This window comes from Stieleria varia (genome assembly GCF_038443385.1).
Taxonomy (GTDB): domain Bacteria; phylum Planctomycetota; class Planctomycetia; order Pirellulales; family Pirellulaceae; genus Stieleria; species Stieleria varia.
The window spans coordinates 6,173,231-6,189,732 of record NZ_CP151726.1; the positions used below are offsets into that span (position 1 = coordinate 6,173,231).

Annotated in this window: 16 protein-coding genes; 9 read left to right on the top strand and 7 right to left on the bottom strand. The window is 56.2% G+C overall.

The features are described from left to right. Positions 1-15: 15 nt before the first annotated feature. Together trpD and Pla52nx_RS20915 are read left to right on the top strand one after the other, a co-directional pair. Positions 16-1,023 (top strand): anthranilate phosphoribosyltransferase, encoded by a 1,008-nt coding sequence (trpD, locus tag Pla52nx_RS20910; RefSeq protein ID WP_146520828.1) that lies wholly within the window; start codon positions 16-18, stop codon positions 1,021-1,023. Between the two features lie 350 nt (positions 1,024-1,373). Continuing rightward, the gene (locus tag Pla52nx_RS20915) at positions 1,374-2,477 is read left to right on the top strand and encodes an acyltransferase family protein (RefSeq protein ID WP_231742065.1); all 1,104 of its coding nucleotides are present in this window, start codon (positions 1,374-1,376) and stop codon (positions 2,475-2,477) included. Positions 2,478-2,504: 27 nt separating this feature from the next. On the opposite strand, the gene Pla52nx_RS20920 is transcribed toward Pla52nx_RS20915, so the two are convergent. Further along, positions 2,505-3,257, bottom strand: coding sequence for a HisA/HisF-related TIM barrel protein (locus Pla52nx_RS20920; RefSeq protein ID WP_197454697.1), 753 nt, complete (start codon positions 3,255-3,257; stop codon positions 2,505-2,507). 54 nt (positions 3,258-3,311) lie between these two features. After that, positions 3,312-4,007: a DUF2617 domain-containing protein gene (locus Pla52nx_RS20925; RefSeq protein WP_231742064.1), complete on the bottom strand. Its 696-nt coding sequence runs from the start codon at positions 4,005-4,007 to the stop codon at positions 3,312-3,314. A 354-nt stretch (positions 4,008-4,361) separates the two neighbouring features. Here Pla52nx_RS20925 and Pla52nx_RS20930 point away from each other — a divergent pair, with 354 nt between their 5' ends. Continuing rightward, positions 4,362-4,940, top strand: coding sequence for an anthranilate synthase component II (locus Pla52nx_RS20930; RefSeq protein ID WP_146520826.1), 579 nt, complete (start codon positions 4,362-4,364; stop codon positions 4,938-4,940). Positions 4,941-5,043: 103 nt separating this feature from the next. Then, complete coding sequence (locus Pla52nx_RS20935) at positions 5,044-5,772, top strand: hypothetical protein (protein WP_146520825.1); 729 nt, start codon at positions 5,044-5,046, stop codon at positions 5,770-5,772. Between the two features lie 297 nt (positions 5,773-6,069). Here the strand turns inward: Pla52nx_RS20935 and Pla52nx_RS20940 are convergent, their stop codons facing one another. Next, the gene (locus Pla52nx_RS20940) at positions 6,070-7,086 is read right to left on the bottom strand and encodes a TIGR01212 family radical SAM protein (protein ID WP_146520824.1); all 1,017 of its coding nucleotides are present in this window, start codon (positions 7,084-7,086) and stop codon (positions 6,070-6,072) included. Positions 7,087-7,379: 293 nt separating this feature from the next. Here Pla52nx_RS20940 and Pla52nx_RS20945 point away from each other — a divergent pair, with 293 nt between their 5' ends. Then, positions 7,380-7,841, top strand: coding sequence for an FHA domain-containing protein (locus Pla52nx_RS20945; RefSeq protein WP_231742063.1), 462 nt, complete (start codon positions 7,380-7,382; stop codon positions 7,839-7,841). Between the two features lie 255 nt (positions 7,842-8,096). On the opposite strand, the gene Pla52nx_RS20950 is transcribed toward Pla52nx_RS20945, so the two are convergent. Next, on the bottom strand, positions 8,097-8,348 hold the full coding sequence (locus Pla52nx_RS20950) for a Trm112 family protein (protein WP_146520823.1): 252 nt from the start codon (positions 8,346-8,348) through the stop codon (positions 8,097-8,099). Between the two features lie 194 nt (positions 8,349-8,542). Here Pla52nx_RS20950 and Pla52nx_RS20955 point away from each other — a divergent pair, with 194 nt between their 5' ends. Then, positions 8,543-9,316, top strand: a complete 774-nt coding sequence (locus tag Pla52nx_RS20955) for a hypothetical protein (protein ID WP_146520822.1) — start codon at positions 8,543-8,545, stop codon at positions 9,314-9,316. Between the two features lie 18 nt (positions 9,317-9,334). Here the strand turns inward: Pla52nx_RS20955 and Pla52nx_RS20960 are convergent, their stop codons facing one another. Then, the gene (locus tag Pla52nx_RS20960; RefSeq protein WP_146520821.1) at positions 9,335-10,240 is read right to left on the bottom strand and encodes a YdcF family protein; all 906 of its coding nucleotides are present in this window, start codon (positions 10,238-10,240) and stop codon (positions 9,335-9,337) included. A gap of 186 nt (positions 10,241-10,426) precedes the next feature. On the opposite strand from Pla52nx_RS20960, the gene ypfJ reads away from it, so the two are divergent. Next, positions 10,427-11,287 (top strand): KPN_02809 family neutral zinc metallopeptidase, encoded by an 861-nt coding sequence (gene ypfJ / locus Pla52nx_RS20965; protein WP_146520820.1) that lies wholly within the window; start codon positions 10,427-10,429, stop codon positions 11,285-11,287. 381 nt (positions 11,288-11,668) lie between these two features. Here ypfJ and Pla52nx_RS20970 read toward each other — a convergent pair whose 3' ends face one another. Next, a complete protein-coding gene (locus Pla52nx_RS20970; protein ID WP_146520819.1) occupies positions 11,669-12,901 on the bottom strand; it encodes a glycosyltransferase family 4 protein in 1,233 nt (410 codons plus the stop codon). Between the two features lie 304 nt (positions 12,902-13,205). Between Pla52nx_RS20970 and leuB the strand changes: the two genes are divergently transcribed. Both leuB and Pla52nx_RS20980 read left to right on the top strand, forming a co-directional pair. Further along, a complete protein-coding gene (gene leuB / locus Pla52nx_RS20975; protein WP_146520818.1) occupies positions 13,206-14,279 on the top strand; it encodes a 3-isopropylmalate dehydrogenase in 1,074 nt (357 codons plus the stop codon). Between the two features lie 608 nt (positions 14,280-14,887). Beyond that, complete coding sequence (locus Pla52nx_RS20980) at positions 14,888-15,157, top strand: hypothetical protein (protein WP_342190213.1); 270 nt, start codon at positions 14,888-14,890, stop codon at positions 15,155-15,157. A 94-nt stretch (positions 15,158-15,251) separates the two neighbouring features. On the opposite strand, the gene Pla52nx_RS20985 is transcribed toward Pla52nx_RS20980, so the two are convergent. Next, positions 15,252-16,424, bottom strand: coding sequence for a hypothetical protein (locus tag Pla52nx_RS20985; RefSeq protein ID WP_146520816.1), 1,173 nt, complete (start codon positions 16,422-16,424; stop codon positions 15,252-15,254). Positions 16,425-16,502 lie beyond the last annotated feature (78 nt).

Consider the following 16,502-nt stretch of genomic DNA (forward strand, 5'->3'; position numbering starts at 1 on the left):
CGATCTCGACACCCGATGACAGACTTTGCCGACGCGATCGATCAAGTCCAGCATGGACATGACTTGCCAGCCGAACAGACCAGCGATCTGATCGACCTGATGCTGCAGGGCAACGCAGACGAAAAGCAAGTCTCAGACTTGCTGCTGGCCTTGCGAGATAAAGGTGAAGCGGTCAGTGAACTGGTCGGCGCGGCCCGTGCGATGCGTCGTCATATGACTCGCATCCCACACGGACACGGCACCCTGCTGGATACCTGCGGCACCGGTGGCAGCCACAGCGGAACATTCAACATCAGCACGGCGATCGCGATCGTCGCCGCGGCAGCGGGAGTTCCGGTCGCCAAGCACGGCAATCGCAAGGCGACCAGTTTGACCGGCTCTGCGGATGTCTTGGAGGAGTTGGGAGTCCCGATCGAATCGGAACCTGATGCGGTGGCCCAGCGTTTGAACGAACAAGGAATCTGCTTCTGTTTCGCGGTCAAGCTGCATCCTGCGATGCGGCACGTGGTCGGAATTCGTCGAAAACTGGGCGTCAAAACCCTGTTCAACTTACTCGGCCCCTTGTGTAACCCCGCCGGTGCGACGCACCAATTGCTGGGCACTTCATCTTGCGACGCACAAACTAAGATTGCGGATGCGATCTCGCAGTTGGGGACCGTGCGATCGTTCGTGGTCCATGGTCGCGACGGTCAGGACGAAGTCTCCTTGGACGGCTACACCGATGCGATCGACGTTACCACGGGCGGCCAATCTCAACAGCGATGGGTGCCCGAAGATTTTGGATTGGCACCGACCACCATGGAATCGCTGTCCGCAGCCAATCCTGCACAAAGCGCTCAGATCATCCGCGAGATCTTTGACGGCCACTCAAGCCCCAGAGCAGACACCGTTCTAGCGGGCACCGCCGCCGCTTTGTTGTTGGTGGGTGAAGTCGACTCGTTGAGGGATGGGGTCAGCAAAGCACGCGAGACGATCCAAAGCGGCGCGGCGAAAGCAAAACTGCAAGAGCTGGTCGCCAGCTAGCCCGGATTGTTCACACGAATCACTCCAGTCATCGCAACACGTTTGCGTTAAACGGCTTGCGCGGATTGGTAGGAAACACTGCGCAGATCAGCCGAGCTATCGCGCTGCGGCTGATGAATAATCCGCGCCGAGGAAACACGAACGCGCTCTCTCAAAGCAATCCAGCGCAACCGTCACAACCGAATCCTTCTGTCGCCCAGTGTCATATCGACAACAAGATTGGTGCGACAAAAATGACCGGAGCGTTTCCGCGACGGATGCTCGATGCAGGGGGGCGTTCATTGCCTCCCGTCCTCTCTGCCCATATTCCGACAGAGAGATTCCCCGGATTCATCTCCCGTTCTCAGCCCATGTCTCAAGAACTTTCCGCTCCACCGAGTTTTCTGAAGCCGCACAAGCGGATTTATGAATTGGACGGATTGCGTGCGTTGGCAGCGATCAATCTGGTGCTGTTTCATTTCACGCATGTTTACAGCGTCAAATTTGGATACAGCACTCCGCTTGGGTTTGAGTGGCCGTACGGAGCGTACGGCACGGAGATGTTTTTTATCCTCAGTGGTTTCGTCAACAGCATGTCGTTGCTCCGCCGCGGCAAGCCGGTTGACTTTGTCGCGGCCAGAATGATTCGCATCATGCCGGTGTTTTTCATGATGATCCTCGCCAACCTGTGGATCATGCAGTACGCGCCGTTGAACTCACAACCGGTAACCACCGGGCAATTTGCGGCCAACATGACCTTACTGCCTCGCGTCTTGGGCTACGAATGCTTGGACCCGGTGATGTGGACATTGCAGATTGAGATGATGTTCTACTTCACTCTCGTCACCATGTTCCGCTTCGGCGCTCTGCGGCGATACTTCGTCGGCTGGGGCAGCCTGCTGGTCCTGTCCTACTTTGTCTGCCCAACGCTTGATGGCGTTGCGGCCGAGAATCAGAGCACGACTTGGTTTGCCGCAGCGACAGCGCTCAGACGTTTGATGCTGCTTGATTTCGTGCCGCTCTTTGCCATCGGTTTTTTGTTGTACATGATCAAAACGGACGTCGGCAAGAAGTGGCACAACCTAGTCGGTATCGTGCTGGCCGCCTTTGTGTTCCACAGCATCGATCACGGCAAGCACAACCCGGCTGCCACCGCACTGATCGTGGGCTTGGTCGCAGCCAGCGCTTATGGCATCGTTCCTCTGCTGCGGATTCGCCCGCTGGTTTTCATCAGCACGATCTCGTACGCAATCTACCTGTGCCACAACAATCTTGGCTGCGTCCTGATCCGTCGATTCGATTCGATCGGGTATCCACCTGTCGTCTGTTTCCTGCTGACAATCGTCTTTTCCGTTTGCGTCGCAGTCTTGGTCACCAATTGGATCGAAGGCCCGATTACGAAACTGCTACGAACGGGTTGGGAACGATACCGACGCAAAGAAAGCAGCGCATCGGTTCAGCCAGCCGTTGAATAACGGTTGCTGAATAACGGTTGTTTTGGATCACAACAGAGCCGATGCGACCAAAACCTTATCGCACCCTGCGGTGAGATAGGACTCCACATCCTCGTCGCTGCGTACTCCGCCACCACTGACGATCCGTGTGGAGGATTGTTTGGCAACCTCTTTTAGACCGCGACACAGTTCGACTCCGCGCGCGGATTGCCCAGTTCCGACGGTCGAAACATCCAGCGGCAAAATCCATCCCAGTGAATTTCGTTGGCATGCGGCAAGCCAATCGGCTTGGTTGCCTGAGCGCGAAACGAACTGGCCGTTGCGAAAATCCATGCTCAAGCAAATCCGTGAGGGCGAAATCTGACTGACGAATCGCTCCAGGCAGCCGATGCCAGCAACACATTCGGTCGCGATGATGGGTATCAAACAAGCAAATTGCGTTGTCCAAGTCACGATCGATTCCAATGCCTGCCCGCTGCGCCATCCTGAATCCCAAAAAAGCGCTGTCGGACTCCAGTCAATCTCACTGAGCAATCGCTCGACGCAGTCGGTTTGTGGCTTGCCCGATGTGATGCCATCCAGGTCCGCGAGATAGAGTTGGCGAATGCCAAGTCTACCATAGAGACTGGCCAGAGCGACAAAATCGCCGTCGATGATTTCGCCACGAGCGATGGCGATTGGACGATAGTCGTCACGCTTGCCCGCTACCGCATGCACGGCTTGACCGGACTTGAGATCGATCACTCCGACCAGTTTGCCGATGGTCTCCGGTCGGAATGGAGCGGCAGAATCATCGGGCACGCGAGAAGTTGATTCTGGGAAATCTGAGTCGCGATGCTCACGCTTACTGGACACTTACTCTGGCAACGAGAACAACGACTCGACTTTGACGATCGCATAGTCGTCGGGAAAGGTATGGATCGCTTGCACGAGCATCGATTTTCGTCGCGTCTCGATGTTGATGTAGCTCAACGCCCCCATCGCCATTCGTCCGCTGGCGTCAAAGTTATGCAGCAGGCCTTCGGTGGGTTGCTTGCCCAATTGCTGTTGAACCATGAAAAACAGGTCCGGCTCGACCGGTTCCAACTGAAAATGCGTCCGGTAGGTGACTCCGCCGCGGCACGTCTTTCTTTCCGTGCGACTGCCCTTGAGGGCTTGCTTGACCAAACAACGGCGTTTGGGCAAGGGCTGGTGGACTCCGGTGGCGACTTCGCACAAAGTCACCGAACCTGCCCCCGTATCAATGTCCTCTGAATCCGTGTCGCAAAGCGCCTCGATGTCGAAAAGACCGGCATGCTTGGACAGCGGAGAAAGCCCCTTGAGGTCCGCTTGGATCGATTTCGCGTCCTTGGGGCCGGAACTGGGAGCATCAAAACTTCGTCCTGTGGTCTTCCAAGTGATAACATGACCGCAGTTGGTGATGTCGATTTTGGCGTGATACTCACTTCGCTCGATCCGCCGGGTTTGGTGGATGGAGTAAAGTTCTGGGTGGAGGGGCCGGCTAAAAACGTGAAACGCTAGCTCAGCAACTTTGGGGCGAACCGACAGCACAGGAGGATTTCCGAAAAGCGAATATATTGATCGAGAGGGCCGCTTGTGAGCCGTATGACCCACATTCAGTCCCATCGGTGTGAAGGACAACGTACCGCAACAGGCAAGGTAACAGGCAAGGTACCGTAACAGGCAAGTTACCGTAGTAAGTAAGGTACTGTAGCAAGCAAGTTACTGTAGCAAGCAAGTACATGGCCGACGCCTCCTTTGGGCACTCGGCAAATCACCGCACGCATGCCATTATACGCTCTGAGACGGAACAGACTAAAGAGCGTTTGTATCCGCAATGCGAAAGAAAATTTAATTGTTCTACAGCCCCTAATTCCCATTGACATCGCTCGTTTGATTTGCCCCATGGTCATCGTCATCGATAACTACGATTCGTTCACTTACAACCTGGTTCAACGCTTGGGTGAGATCGATGCGGACGCGGACATCCGCGTTTTTCGTAACGATCAAGTCACGCTGAGCGAACTGGATGCGTTGAATCCGTCGCGTCTGATCGTCTCGCCAGGACCATGCACGCCCAATGAAGCGGGTATCAGTGTCGACTGCATCAAACACTTCACGGGCCGCATTCCGATGCTGGGCGTTTGCCTGGGACATCAATCCATCGGCCAAGCGTTCGGTGGCAAGATCATTCGTGCACCACAGTTGATGCACGGCAAGACGGATGAAATCTTTCACGACAACCAGGGCCTGTTCGCCGGCTCCGAAATGCCATTCGTTGCGACACGTTATCACTCGCTGGTCATCGATCCCGATACGTTGCCCGATGAACTCGTCGTTTCCGCGTGGACCGATACCGGCGGCGTTCGGCAAATCATGGGCGTGCGACATCGCCGGCACGCGCTCGAAGGCTGGCAGTTTCACCCCGAGAGCTTTCTCACTCAGCCCGGCATCGCACTGCTAACCCGATTCTTGAAATGGTAAGCCCGCCCAGGTCTCTGACGACGGAACTTTGCTCATGAGGGCACGACTTTGCACCCAGCTGGCAACTTCAAAATCGGCAGTCGGGCTACTGGTCGTGTCATGCATGCTGATCTCCTGTTGTCGCTCGTTGATCGCTCAAGACACAGCGGTGGTGGAGCCCAAGCGAACGACTGCTCAGGAGTTCAACGCCAGCCGAGACCCGGAGAACAAACTCGTTGAACTGGCTTCGCTGCCTGAGCCGCCTGAGTCCATCGCACAACTGCTGCGCGATGCGAAGGTCCAAATCGTGACAGGCGGCAAATCCATGTCAGAGAAAACAAAGTTCGAATCAGCAAGAATGAAACTCGGAGCCGAAACCCGATTTCAGTTGAAGCACCATTATCGCGCCCGTTCTTCATGGCGAATTCGGAACTCGGGTTCCAATGCAGAACTTGTGATCACCGCCCGATTCCTACGGGCCAATCTGATGAAGACCCATGAGGTTTGGTTTCGCATGATGCCTGGGTCGGATGGTTTTTGGGAAAATCCCTTGGTGTTGCACGAACTGGACCACGTTAAGCTTTCCAGCGACAAACGAATCGAAAAATTCTTTGCCGAACAACTCGATCAGAACAAGCTCATCGTGCGTCGTCTCAACGAAGTCGCACCGAATGGCCAACGCGTCAACGATCAACTGATTCAGAGGTTGATCGATGAAGTCGTCCAGGAAGCGTTTGACCAAACCGTTTCGTTGGTCGAAGTTCGCTACAAAGAGCTGGATCGATTGACCAGCCACGGAATCAAACCCGTGCCGGCTGAATCAGACGTTTCCGCTTGGCTAGCCGCAGAGTGAGCCACGACACGTAAGCGGCCGGGCCTGCCGCGTTGCCAGGTGCCTTGCGGCCCATGGCTCACCCTTGCGTTGCCAAATTAGAGCGACTCGGCAGCCTCCAAGTTCCTTGGGTGGGTGCAGCCTTTTTTGACAGCCCAACGCCTTCGATCGCGTTTTCAGCGCGGAGAGTCGAACCACAGTCGCTCGGCTCTCCGGACGTGGAAAACTAATACCGATGGATTCTGCTGCGAACTCGTAAGGCGTTAGCGAGCGAAACGGCTCCGCCCGCTAACGACGTGGAACGTCGAGCGACAGTCGCTACGACTCCATTTTCAACACAGGCAACCGGCCCCGTGTATCGATTTGGTCACGAATCGACTGCGGCGTGTTGTCAGCCGGACGTGGTCGCATGCAGGGCGGCACCTTCGGCGGACGATAGCGACTGCCTTGACGTGTTCCTCGACGCTGGAACTCTTGTTCAATCTCAAGACGCAGGGCAGACTTCTCCAAGCACCACTTCGGCTCGATCAAGTAGTTCGGCGGCGCGTCGCCGCTGACTCGCTCCACAATCGTCTCGGGTGACATCCGTTCCAGGAAATCCACGACGGTTTGCACGTATGCATCGCGCTCCATCATCTGGATCGTCCCCGCTAACACTTCCTCGCCCAACGGGGTGCCTTTGACCGAGTACAGATTGTGCAGCTTGATCGCATCGAATCCCAACCGTGCGACTTCATCCGCCGTCTGCATCATCATCTCATGAGATTCACCGGGGATGCCCAAGATGATATGGACACAGCACTCGAACCCGCGCCCCCGTGCTCGATCAATCGCGTTGATCATGTGCTCGTGACTGTGTGCACGATTCATCCACTGCAACCCAGCGTCGTGCATCGTTTGCATGCCGAATTCCAGCGACACATGATGCCGCAATGCAAGTTCTGACATCAGGTCCAAGACACTGTCGGGAACACAGTCTGGACGTGTCCCGATTGCCAAGCCGACCACATCGTCGCTTCGCCCCAACGCCAACTGATAAACCTCACGCAACTGATCGACAGGAGCGTAAGTGTTTGTCGCCGGCTGAAAGTAAGCGATGAAACCGGCGACGCGATCGTATCGGCGACGTACGCTCTGCATCCCCAGATCCAATTGCTCGCTGACCTGCTGCAGACGAACGCGCCGCGAGGGGCTGAACGATCGGTTGTCGCAAAAATTGCACCCGCCCCGGGCGACCGCACCGTCCACATTGGGACACGTGAACCCGGCGTCGATGCTGACTCGCTGAATGCGTCCCCCAAAACGACGGCGGAGCGAAGCACCAAAAGAATTCATCAACAAGCCTTCATCCTGCCACGCGAGCCGAGAATAAGGGGGCGATCGGTCGTTAGATTCGGAACTGGACACTTTTGTGTGTTGCCAAATGATCGGGGGAGGGCAAAATAGGTAGCAATGCGTCACGCTCGGTGGTCGGTCAAGCTTAACCTGTTGAGCAGGATCCTCGCAGAGGTTGCCTAGCTGTGGGTTTCGTGGATTTCCTTGCTGGGCCGTCGCTGTTCTGGCTGCCGCTTTTCTGGCCGTCACACTTCTGGCCGCCAACCCCTTTGATAATGATGGTTTGAAATTCCGTGAACATACCTGATCCGAACAACGAACTAGAATTCGCCGGCAAATACGGTCAATTGACTCCCACGGGTGGTGGCGACCCGATTCCGCTGCTCAAAGATCGACTGTTGGTCGGTCGTCGAGGCGAAGCCGACATTCAACTGAAGTTCAACAATGTGTCGGGTCAGCATTGTCGCTTGACTTTGGAATACGGGTATTGGTTCGTCCGCGATCTGAATAGCCGTAACGGCATCAAGGTGGACGGGCGTCCCGTCATTCGCAAACGATTGGATCCACACTGCACGATTTCGATCGCCAAACACGAGTACACGGTCGACTACGATCCGCAATCCTTGGGCGCCTACGGACCGCCGCCCGCGGATGATGATTACATCGACGAGTTGATGCGAAGTTCGTTGATGGACCGTGCGGGTTTGAGCAAGCGGGACAGCAAGTCCGGCAAGAATCGACGCACAGAGCTTTGAGCGGACCCGCTAGCTGCCGACGCAGCGGGTGGCCCCAGTGAGCCTCAGGCGCTAGCCGTGGGCCTGAGGCGGATTGTGGTGCCGGCCCACGGCTAGCGCCTGAGGCTCACTTTGATTGCGATGCATGGACTGAAAAAACAATGTCAACCCTAAACTTTGAGCGGACCGGATAGCCTATGTGTCCAATCAATAGCTGATTTTTTTTCGGATGATTTCTCTCATCCGAGGGGACGCTACACTACATGTCCCTGGCGGCTATCGCGGCAACTCGATCGCTTGATCAGCCGTTAAAGTCGGAATGTCGCCGCGGACGGGGTAGACACGCCGTCCGTCGACCGTCACCAAGCCTTCATCCAGCTGCTGCGTTACCTTCTGATCAGACGCATCGCGTAGCGTGCCGTTTTCAATCGCGGTATTGAGCTCTGCTATCAATGACGGCTCTGCGAGTCGAAGTTCGATGCTGTCAATCGGGCACTGCAGCATGCCGATGAGTTTCGGGTCAATCATTGGGTTTGGTTTAGATTTGGGGACGGCTGGGCCGATGAAGAGGCAGAGCGACAAAACCATCACTATGGCGAGGTCAGTACATGGACGCACGCAATCGTTTGATCACGTGGACAAGCGGAATTTCAGCGATTGGGTGGCGGCAACACAATGCCCGCCGCTCTTCTCATAGTCTACGCGGCATTTCGCTAGCGTGCTTGGCATCCGCTTTCGCAACCAGTGTCATCGCAACCAGCGTCGCGGCCCAAGAACCCTCCGCCGGATTCATGCAAGATCCCGCGACGGGAATCACCTACGCCAAGACGATTCAAACGATCGAGCGACCGGTCGTCGAAACGGTGGTCGAAAACCAAGAACAACTTGTCTACCGACCTGAAACGGTGACCGAAATCAAACCAGAAGTCCAGACGGTGTATGCGCCGGTGACCGAAGTGAAATGGCGACCGTACATGGAAGGACGCTGGAATCCGTTTCGGCAGCCCACCGTTGCTTATCGACCGGTCGCCGAAACCTACTGGCAACGTAGTAATCAAGTGGTTAATCGAACGACGTCAACGACGAAGTTCGTGCCGGAGAAGCGAACTGTACAGGTTGCTCGTCAAGTGCCAAAGATGAAACGCGAGCAGGTCATCGCTTATCAACCGGTCGGTCGTGTCGATCCAACACCGACGCGTCCTCAGATCACCGGCATCAGTGAAGCCGTTGCCGCAAGACTGCAACCGATCTCGGCACCATCCGCGGTCGCCGCACCTTCAACCGCGCCAATGGCTGCCCCCAACGGAATGGGCAATGCGACGCAAATCGCGTCCACGTCCATGGGACGCACGATGAGTGACCCGCCACGTCGCTCCATCACGCAGCGTGGGATGCGGGCCAATGACTTGCGGCCCGAATCCAGCGGTTACGCTCAGCCGTTGCCCCCATCGAGCAACAGCACCGGCATCGCCGGCTTGCCCGTGCTCTGGCGATAGGACGCTTGACGGCAGCCTTTACTGTCCAGCGAGCCTCGCAAGGTACTCTTTGATCGCGATCGACATTGTCTTTCCGGCACCGGCCGACGGAATGAATTCGCGCGGGGAGAATGCTCCAGGAGCTTGACCCGCGAACGCACATGGCAAAGGCTCCAGCTCCAGGCCTTCTGACTCGGCCAGACGCATCGCACGCGGCAAGTGAAACGCGCTTGTGATCAATCCGATTCGCGGCTCGGCATTTGCTTGTTTCAGACCATTTGAACCTGCTTGATTCAAAAGGGCCTTCAGGTTCTTCATCTCACCGGCCGTGTTCTCACCCTCGATCTCAATGATCACATCAGCTGGAACACCGATACTCTCCAGAATCGTTCGGCTGATTTCCGACGGCGGCATGTCATCGGTCGGCGAGGAACCGGTGCAAATGATTTTCTTTGCCACCCCGGCGTGCCATAGCTGAGCCGCCAGCAGCAACCGCTGTCCGTCGCCACCGAGTTCCGGCACCCCGAATCGATTGGCCGCTGCACTGCCACCCAATGTCACGACTGCGTCCAATTCCAACTTGACTCCCGAATCAAGCGTCAGCAAGTCGGGTTGAGGCGGGTACTCCAGACTCTGCATCACGGCGCTCGCAAACCGAACGTTGAACAATAAGCTGAAAAACAACGTGATCAGCAAGGCGAATCCGGCAGACTTTCTGAAACCGGATCGCCAAAGTCCAACCGTCACAGCAATGAAAAACAGCCACAGCAGCCCAACCGGCAACGCCAGATCGGTTGCGGTCCTTACCGCCATACCCCGCCCATTGATCGACCAAGTTGCCCCGACGATCAGAGCGGCAACGATCCCAGCGACCAACAAGCCTGAGACCACCGACCCGACGGCGGAAACCCCACTGCTGGACTCTGATGCGGACGGCTGGTTCATTCTTGCTCAGCGTGTTTGGCGAGGTGAAAGTGGAGAAGATCAATAGTTGACGAATCCGCCGTTGACTGATTGCCGGCCCCAAAATGACGGAACCAATTCAGACGCAGTACTAGCGAAGTCGAGGCTGAGCCCACCATAATACTGACTGCAGGGGCATTACTAAAGAATCGATTAAGGGGATTGGCGATGCGTTGGCGAGGCAGACGACAAAGTGAAAACGTGGAAGACCGGCGGATGTCCGGTGGCGGTGTTGCTGCTGTGGGCGGCGGCATGGGGCTGATGATCATCGCTTTGATTGCGGCATTGTTCGGTATCAATCCACAACGATTCATCCAACAAGCCAATCAACAGCGTGCTGCACAGCAAGCAGGCGCGGGTGGCGCTGTCGAATTGACGCAGCAGCAGATCGAAGAAGGCGAGTTTGCAAAGACCGTTTTAGCCGATACCGAAGACGTGTGGACGAGGCTCTTCGCCGAAAGCGGATACGAGTACCAAAAACCCACGCTGGTACTCTTCTCTCAGCGCGTCGAATCCGCCTGCGGGCTGGCTTCCGCCGCCAGTGGTCCGTTCTATTGTCCGGCCGACAGCAAGGTCTACTTGGACACCTCTTTCTTTTCACAGTTGTCGCAACAACTCGGTGCCCCCGGTGACTTTGCCCAAGCCTACGTGATCGCTCACGAAGTCGGTCATCACGTCCAGAACTTGCTCGGCTATACGGACAAGGTCGAGCAGGTGCGGCGGACGCAGAGTAAGGAGGCAGCAAACGAGGCATCGGTGCGACTGGAGCTGCAAGCCGACTTCTTGGCCGGTGTGATGTTGCATCACGCGCAAAAAATGCGAAACATCATCGAACCGGGTGACATCGAGGAAGCGCTCAATGCGGCCACCGCGATCGGTGACGACCGATTGCAAAAACAAAGCCAAGGATACGTGGTCCCCGAGTCGTTCACTCACGGCACCAGCGAACAACGCCTCCGCTGGTTCATGAAAGGCCTGGAGTCAGGCGACCTTTCCAAAGGCGACACCTTTACAGTCAATCAACTATAAGACCGTCTTCACGTAACTGAATCTTCACGTAGCCGCGTCTCTCCGAGACGCGAATCCCACGTAATGAAATTCGCCAGAATTCCCCACCACACACGCAATGGAATTCGCCAGAATTCCCAAGACCCAGGCAGTGGATCTCGCCAGAACACCTCCTTGCTCCACTCGCCAATCAACCCCTAGCCTGGATCATTCATCAGCCGCTGACGCGATAGCGTCCGCTTCTCGAGTATAGGTGTAAGAACCGGACGCTATCGCGTGGCGGCTGATATGCGCAGACTGTTTTCGTGCCAATCCGCGCAAGCCGTTTCACGCAAACGTGTTGCGATGACTGTATCGAGTCGCGTGAATAATCCAGGCTAGCCGATTAACTGTCAATCCGCATCAGCGATCCAAAACTTTGCGATAAACTCGCATCGTCCGCTTCGCCATGGCTCGATCCGAGAAATCCCGACCATGGCGTTCAAACGCTGCTTCGGCCATCTCGGTCCAATCGTATTGACCAGTCACGAGTTGACGGATCTTGTCGGCCAAACTTTCCGGGTCTCGCGGCTCCGCCAACAGTCCTTCCACGCCATCGGTCACGGCCTCTGGTGTGCCCTCGACACGTGTCGCAATCACGGGCAAACCCGCCGCCATGGCTTCCAAGACCACCATCGGTAGGCCTTCACCGAACAAGCTCGGTAGAACCATCGCGCTCAACTTGGCCAATTCGGCAGGAACATCGCGTGTGAAGCCGACACGTTGGATACGATCGCCGATTCCAAGTTCATCAATGCGTTGATTGATCTCCGCTTCGTACGCTTCCGTTTCAAACGGTCCGATACAGCGCAGCACAATGTCATGGTCCTGGAGCTTCGCAAGTGCTTCCAAAACAATCTCCAACCCTTTGCGTGGACGCATCAGGGCGACCATTCCCAGAACCCAACGCCCACCCACTATCGGGACGGTCTCACGTGGCGGCCTGATCGCCGGAACACCGTTGTGGACGACGGAGACGTTGTCTTCATGGCAGCCGCGGCGGATGCAGTCCAATCGCAAACTTTCTGAGACCGTGATCAAGTGCTGACAAGTTCGCAGAGATTGCTTTTCAATCCAAGCGTTCAACTCGTTGGAGAATCGTTTCTCGGAGTCCCGCGCCGCCGGCGAGTGAACGTGATAGATCCAAGGCACACGGGCCAGACTCGCTGCAATCGCTGCGATCATCGCGGTTCGAGGCGTGTGCGCGTGCAACAAGTCGTACTTGTTTTCACGCACGAGGTCGCGAACACGAACTGCGGCACGGAGGTCAAACCGGTTTTTCATGCCGACATCAAAGCCACGGCCCCATTGGCCATCTTGCTCGCCGATCATCTGATGGAACTTGCCAGGTTTAACGGACGCAAAGTCGGCCGTCACCCCGAACTCGGGCAGACAACGTCCCAAGTGCGATTGCACACGCTCGGCACCCGAGAAATGCTCACCGTTGACGATGTGCAAGACGCGCGCCTCCAACCTCTCAGCAGCCTCCCCGCCGCCCCGTTCATCGCCCGGATCAGGGCTCTGCGAAACCGGCATCACGATCGGCGTCGGAAAACCGAGACTGCTGGAGGTGGGATTCAGAGCGTTGAAATTCATTTTGGTTCAGTAAAAAGTGTCACGGCAGCCTTCGAGGGATCGAATGCTGTACATCACGAGACTCACCGACAACGTGCGTCCGAGCCGACCGACACGGAGTCCGGAAATCGCGTCTGACGAGGATTCTGCTGCCGGAGAAGCCTGCCCCAGAGCGATTGTCGGGAATGTTCCGCTTGTAGTGACCAGATACCGACTGGGGCAAACGGCCGCGAGCGACTAAATTGTGCGTCCTCGTTTTTGTCTGCTTGAGCCACAGCGGGTGGCCAGCACCGCGTTTTACCATCCTCCAACACATCACGTGACCTTGAAAGCCAACATTGTCTTGCTGCCCGGCGACGGAATCGGACCCGAAATCATTCAACAAGCCGAGTTGGTGCTCGGTCGTATCGCCGACATCTTTGGCCACGAGTTTGAGTTCGAATCGCACCTGATCGGTGGAATCGCGATCGACACCTGCGGTGATCCCTTGCCACAAGCAACCGTTGACGCCTGCCGAGCCAGCAACGCGATTCTGCTGGGCGCCGTGGGCGGTCCCAAATGGGACGACCCGAGCGCAAAGACTCGCCCCGAAGCCGGCTTGTTGCGCATCCGCAAAGAACTCGGCCTGTTCGCCAACCTGCGGCCCATTCGATTGTTCAGCCAGCTCGTCGATGCATCGCCGCTGAAGCGTGAGATCATCGAAGGCACCGATATCCTGTTCTTGCGTGAACTCACGGGCGGAATCTATTTCGGTGCCTCCGGTCGCGACGACAACAACGGAGACGAGAGCGCCTATCAACAAATGGTCTACAGTGTCAGCGAAGTGGAACGGATCGTGCGACTGGCGGCCAAGGCAGCCCAAGGTCGTGACAACCGCTTGACGAGTGTGGACAAAGCGAACGTGCTGGAACCCAGTCGCTTGTGGCGTCAGGTTGCCGCAAGAGTGATGACAGAAGAATTTCCGGATGTTCAGTATGACGTGGTGCTCGTCGATGCGATGGCGATGCACTTGATCAACCGACCGCGTGACTTCGACGTCGTCGTGACCGGAAACATGTTCGGCGACATCTTGACCGACGAAGCGTCGATGTTGCCAGGTTCACTTGGCATGCTACCCAGCGCGTCATTGGGCAGCGATGGACCTGGTTTGTACGAGCCCATTCACGGTTCGGCACCCGACATCGCCGGCAAAGGAATCGCGAACCCGCTGGCCACCATCTTGGCCGCCGCCATGATGCTGCGTCACTCACTGGATTTGCCCGCCGAAGCCGATGCGATCGAAGCCGCAGTGGAAGCCGTCTTGGCCGACGGTTTGCGTACCGCCGACATCGCGCGGGGCGCAGAGTCGATCGGCACCGAAGCCATGGGCAACGCAGTGCTGCAACGCTTGACCCAATAGTGTTGGAGACTGCTGACTTAGCCGTGTTGCGTTCTATCTGTGAGCCGATGGCGCTATCAAACGCCGTGAGCCGCGACGCGTGAGCGGCCGGGTCTTACACGTACCAAGCATCCATTTCAGTGCGTAAAACCCGTGGCCTGACGGCCAGCGGCGCAGGGCGCATGACACCACCCAGCGTTTGATAGCACAACCATGCTAAGCGGGACGCCAAGGCGAATGACGGCTCTAACCCTGGGCGATGTTGTTAAACGCCTTCGGCGCAGGGAGAAAAGTTGCGCATGCCAATCCCCGTACAACCCCAAACTTTGATCAGCCTAAGCTAAGAACGCGAGTTGAGCTAAGATACCAGCACGACGCGCAAGCGAGTGATTCACGGCGTTTTGTTCACGCGCTTGCGCTTCGTGCAGGTATCTGCAGGTGGACTGAAACACGGGCGCCCCACGATGCTATCCTACACGTTTCTTCAGCCATTTCATTCGGGATTCACGATGCTAACGCTCATGTTTGCTTCAGCACGAACCATAACCTTGAACGCGATTGAATCGATCGTGGCTCAATCTCACGACTGTGCTCAACACACAGCAGGAGGCATGGAAACTTTACGAATCATGGATTCAGGATCCCTGTTCATGGATTTTTATGTTGGGGATGAGGATGAGCAAAATGACACGATGGATGACTTCAAAGGCGTCTCCGAACCACCAGAGTTCGCTGCACTGTTGAAGAGCCGATCGCTATGCTTTGTTATCGTAAACTGCAGTGAAGCACATGCGGCAGCGGTGAATTCGATTCTTGATCGCCTGCGAACGAACGGCATCATTGACTTTGATGCGACGGACGACGTAAGTGTATTGGACGGATCTCCGATTCTCTCCTGAAACTTGAGCGTGACGGCACGCCCGGTAGATCCAAGACGGTTGATGAAAAGCGACTCATTGTTCGATTCATGAGTGTCAAACACTTACGAACGATTTAATCCAAATGCCAAAGCAAGGTTGATTCGGATACCTTCCTACCCGCGGACGTGACCACACGACTACCATCGTGAGACACTGCGAGGACATGAACAAACCTCGCGCGACCTGTTGGCAGCACCGCGATGGGATGACCTGAGCGAGTGAAAACGCTGACTCCTGTCAGGCTTGGATTCGGCGAGTAATCCGCCCCACCGATAAACAAAAGCTCACTGTCGCCGCTCCATCGCGCCATCAGATTTCCCCCGTGCAGCACTTTAAAGAAGATCCGATGAATCGGCTTTGGCGGCACGATCGCCTCACCAATCACGCTGGAATTCCACTGCAAACTCCCCAACGTCGAGATAAGCCATCCCGAGTTCGGTGCGTGTAATCTTCCCGTTTCAGACGTGTACTCCTTCAAGTCAGGTGATATCGAGACAGGAGCGTCTGGCAAGTAGCCTTCCGCTTCGACCGTCACACTGCCGTATCCGCGATCATTCCAATGGATCTTCAGCCTCTGCGTCTTGTGGGGCTCTGGTTGCCAAAAACGTCGGGCCGGCTTGCCGATCAGCGAGGAGCGAATGGCGTACACGGATTCATCATTCGGGCGTAGAGCCAAAGCAGCATTGCCGCCCAGGTCAACAGGCGGCCCCACGAACGTTTGAAGTTCGCGATCGTAGAGCAGCAATTTCGTGCATTTCCGAACGCTATGACTCCCACGTGTGAACACGAGTCTCCCGTCGGCGAGGTTCCCGTAAAAGCTCATGTCGAAGGCTGAGTTGGAGAACGAGCGATTTTCCGGATCCGGTGGCACCTCGATGACTTCCCATTGATCGTCAGGATCGTCGGGTTCGTCGGGATCGTCGGGCCGAGCTTCAAGATCAAGGATCAGAAAGCGACTGTCAGGGCGAATCAAAACGAGTTCGCTCTCATCGGCGGTCAGTCCAAACGTTTGCCAGGAAATCGTTTCCTGAGGTATTTGGTCGGCACCAGGAATCATGAATTCACGCAAAACCACTGCATCCCTTGTGCGAATCTGTTGGATTCGATCGGTCAACAAGACAAACAAGTGATCGCCTGAGCGATCAAATTCGGCTTGCAGAATCGCCGTTTCAATTGGGAATGAACGCTGCGCAGCTCCAACGGAAACGCTGCCGAAAACCAACAGAAACACAATATAAAATCGCATCAATCCACCTTCGATCAGTTGCTCTCTATTCTCTAGTGCGTCGATGGGCTTCAAGGGCGCGCGAAATCTCACCATTTT

What these genes read in the sequence shown, in the direction of transcription:
- trpD (WP_146520828.1), top strand. Translation starts at nt 16, where the DNA reads ATGACAGACTTTGCCGACGCGATCGATCAAGTCCAGCATGGACATGAC.
- Pla52nx_RS20915 (WP_231742065.1), top strand. Translation starts at nt 1,374, where the DNA reads ATGTCTCAAGAACTTTCCGCTCCACCGAGTTTTCTGAAGCCGCACAAG.
- Pla52nx_RS20930 (WP_146520826.1), top strand. Translation starts at nt 4,362, where the DNA reads ATGGTCATCGTCATCGATAACTACGATTCGTTCACTTACAACCTGGTT.
- Pla52nx_RS20935 (WP_146520825.1), top strand. Translation starts at nt 5,044, where the DNA reads ATGCTGATCTCCTGTTGTCGCTCGTTGATCGCTCAAGACACAGCGGTG.
- Pla52nx_RS20940 (WP_146520824.1), bottom strand. Translation starts at nt 7,086, where the DNA reads ATGAATTCTTTTGGTGCTTCGCTCCGCCGTCGTTTTGGGGGACGCATT.
- Pla52nx_RS20950 (WP_146520823.1), bottom strand. Translation starts at nt 8,348, where the DNA reads ATGATTGACCCGAAACTCATCGGCATGCTGCAGTGCCCGATTGACAGC.
- Pla52nx_RS20960 (WP_146520821.1), bottom strand. Translation starts at nt 10,240, where the DNA reads ATGAACCAGCCGTCCGCATCAGAGTCCAGCAGTGGGGTTTCCGCCGTC.
- ypfJ (WP_146520820.1), top strand. Translation starts at nt 10,427, where the DNA reads ATGCGTTGGCGAGGCAGACGACAAAGTGAAAACGTGGAAGACCGGCGG.
- Pla52nx_RS20970 (WP_146520819.1), bottom strand. Translation starts at nt 12,901, where the DNA reads ATGAATTTCAACGCTCTGAATCCCACCTCCAGCAGTCTCGGTTTTCCG.
- Pla52nx_RS20980 (WP_342190213.1), top strand. Translation starts at nt 14,888, where the DNA reads ATGGATTCAGGATCCCTGTTCATGGATTTTTATGTTGGGGATGAGGAT.
- Pla52nx_RS20985 (WP_146520816.1), bottom strand. Translation starts at nt 16,424, where the DNA reads ATGCGATTTTATATTGTGTTTCTGTTGGTTTTCGGCAGCGTTTCCGTT.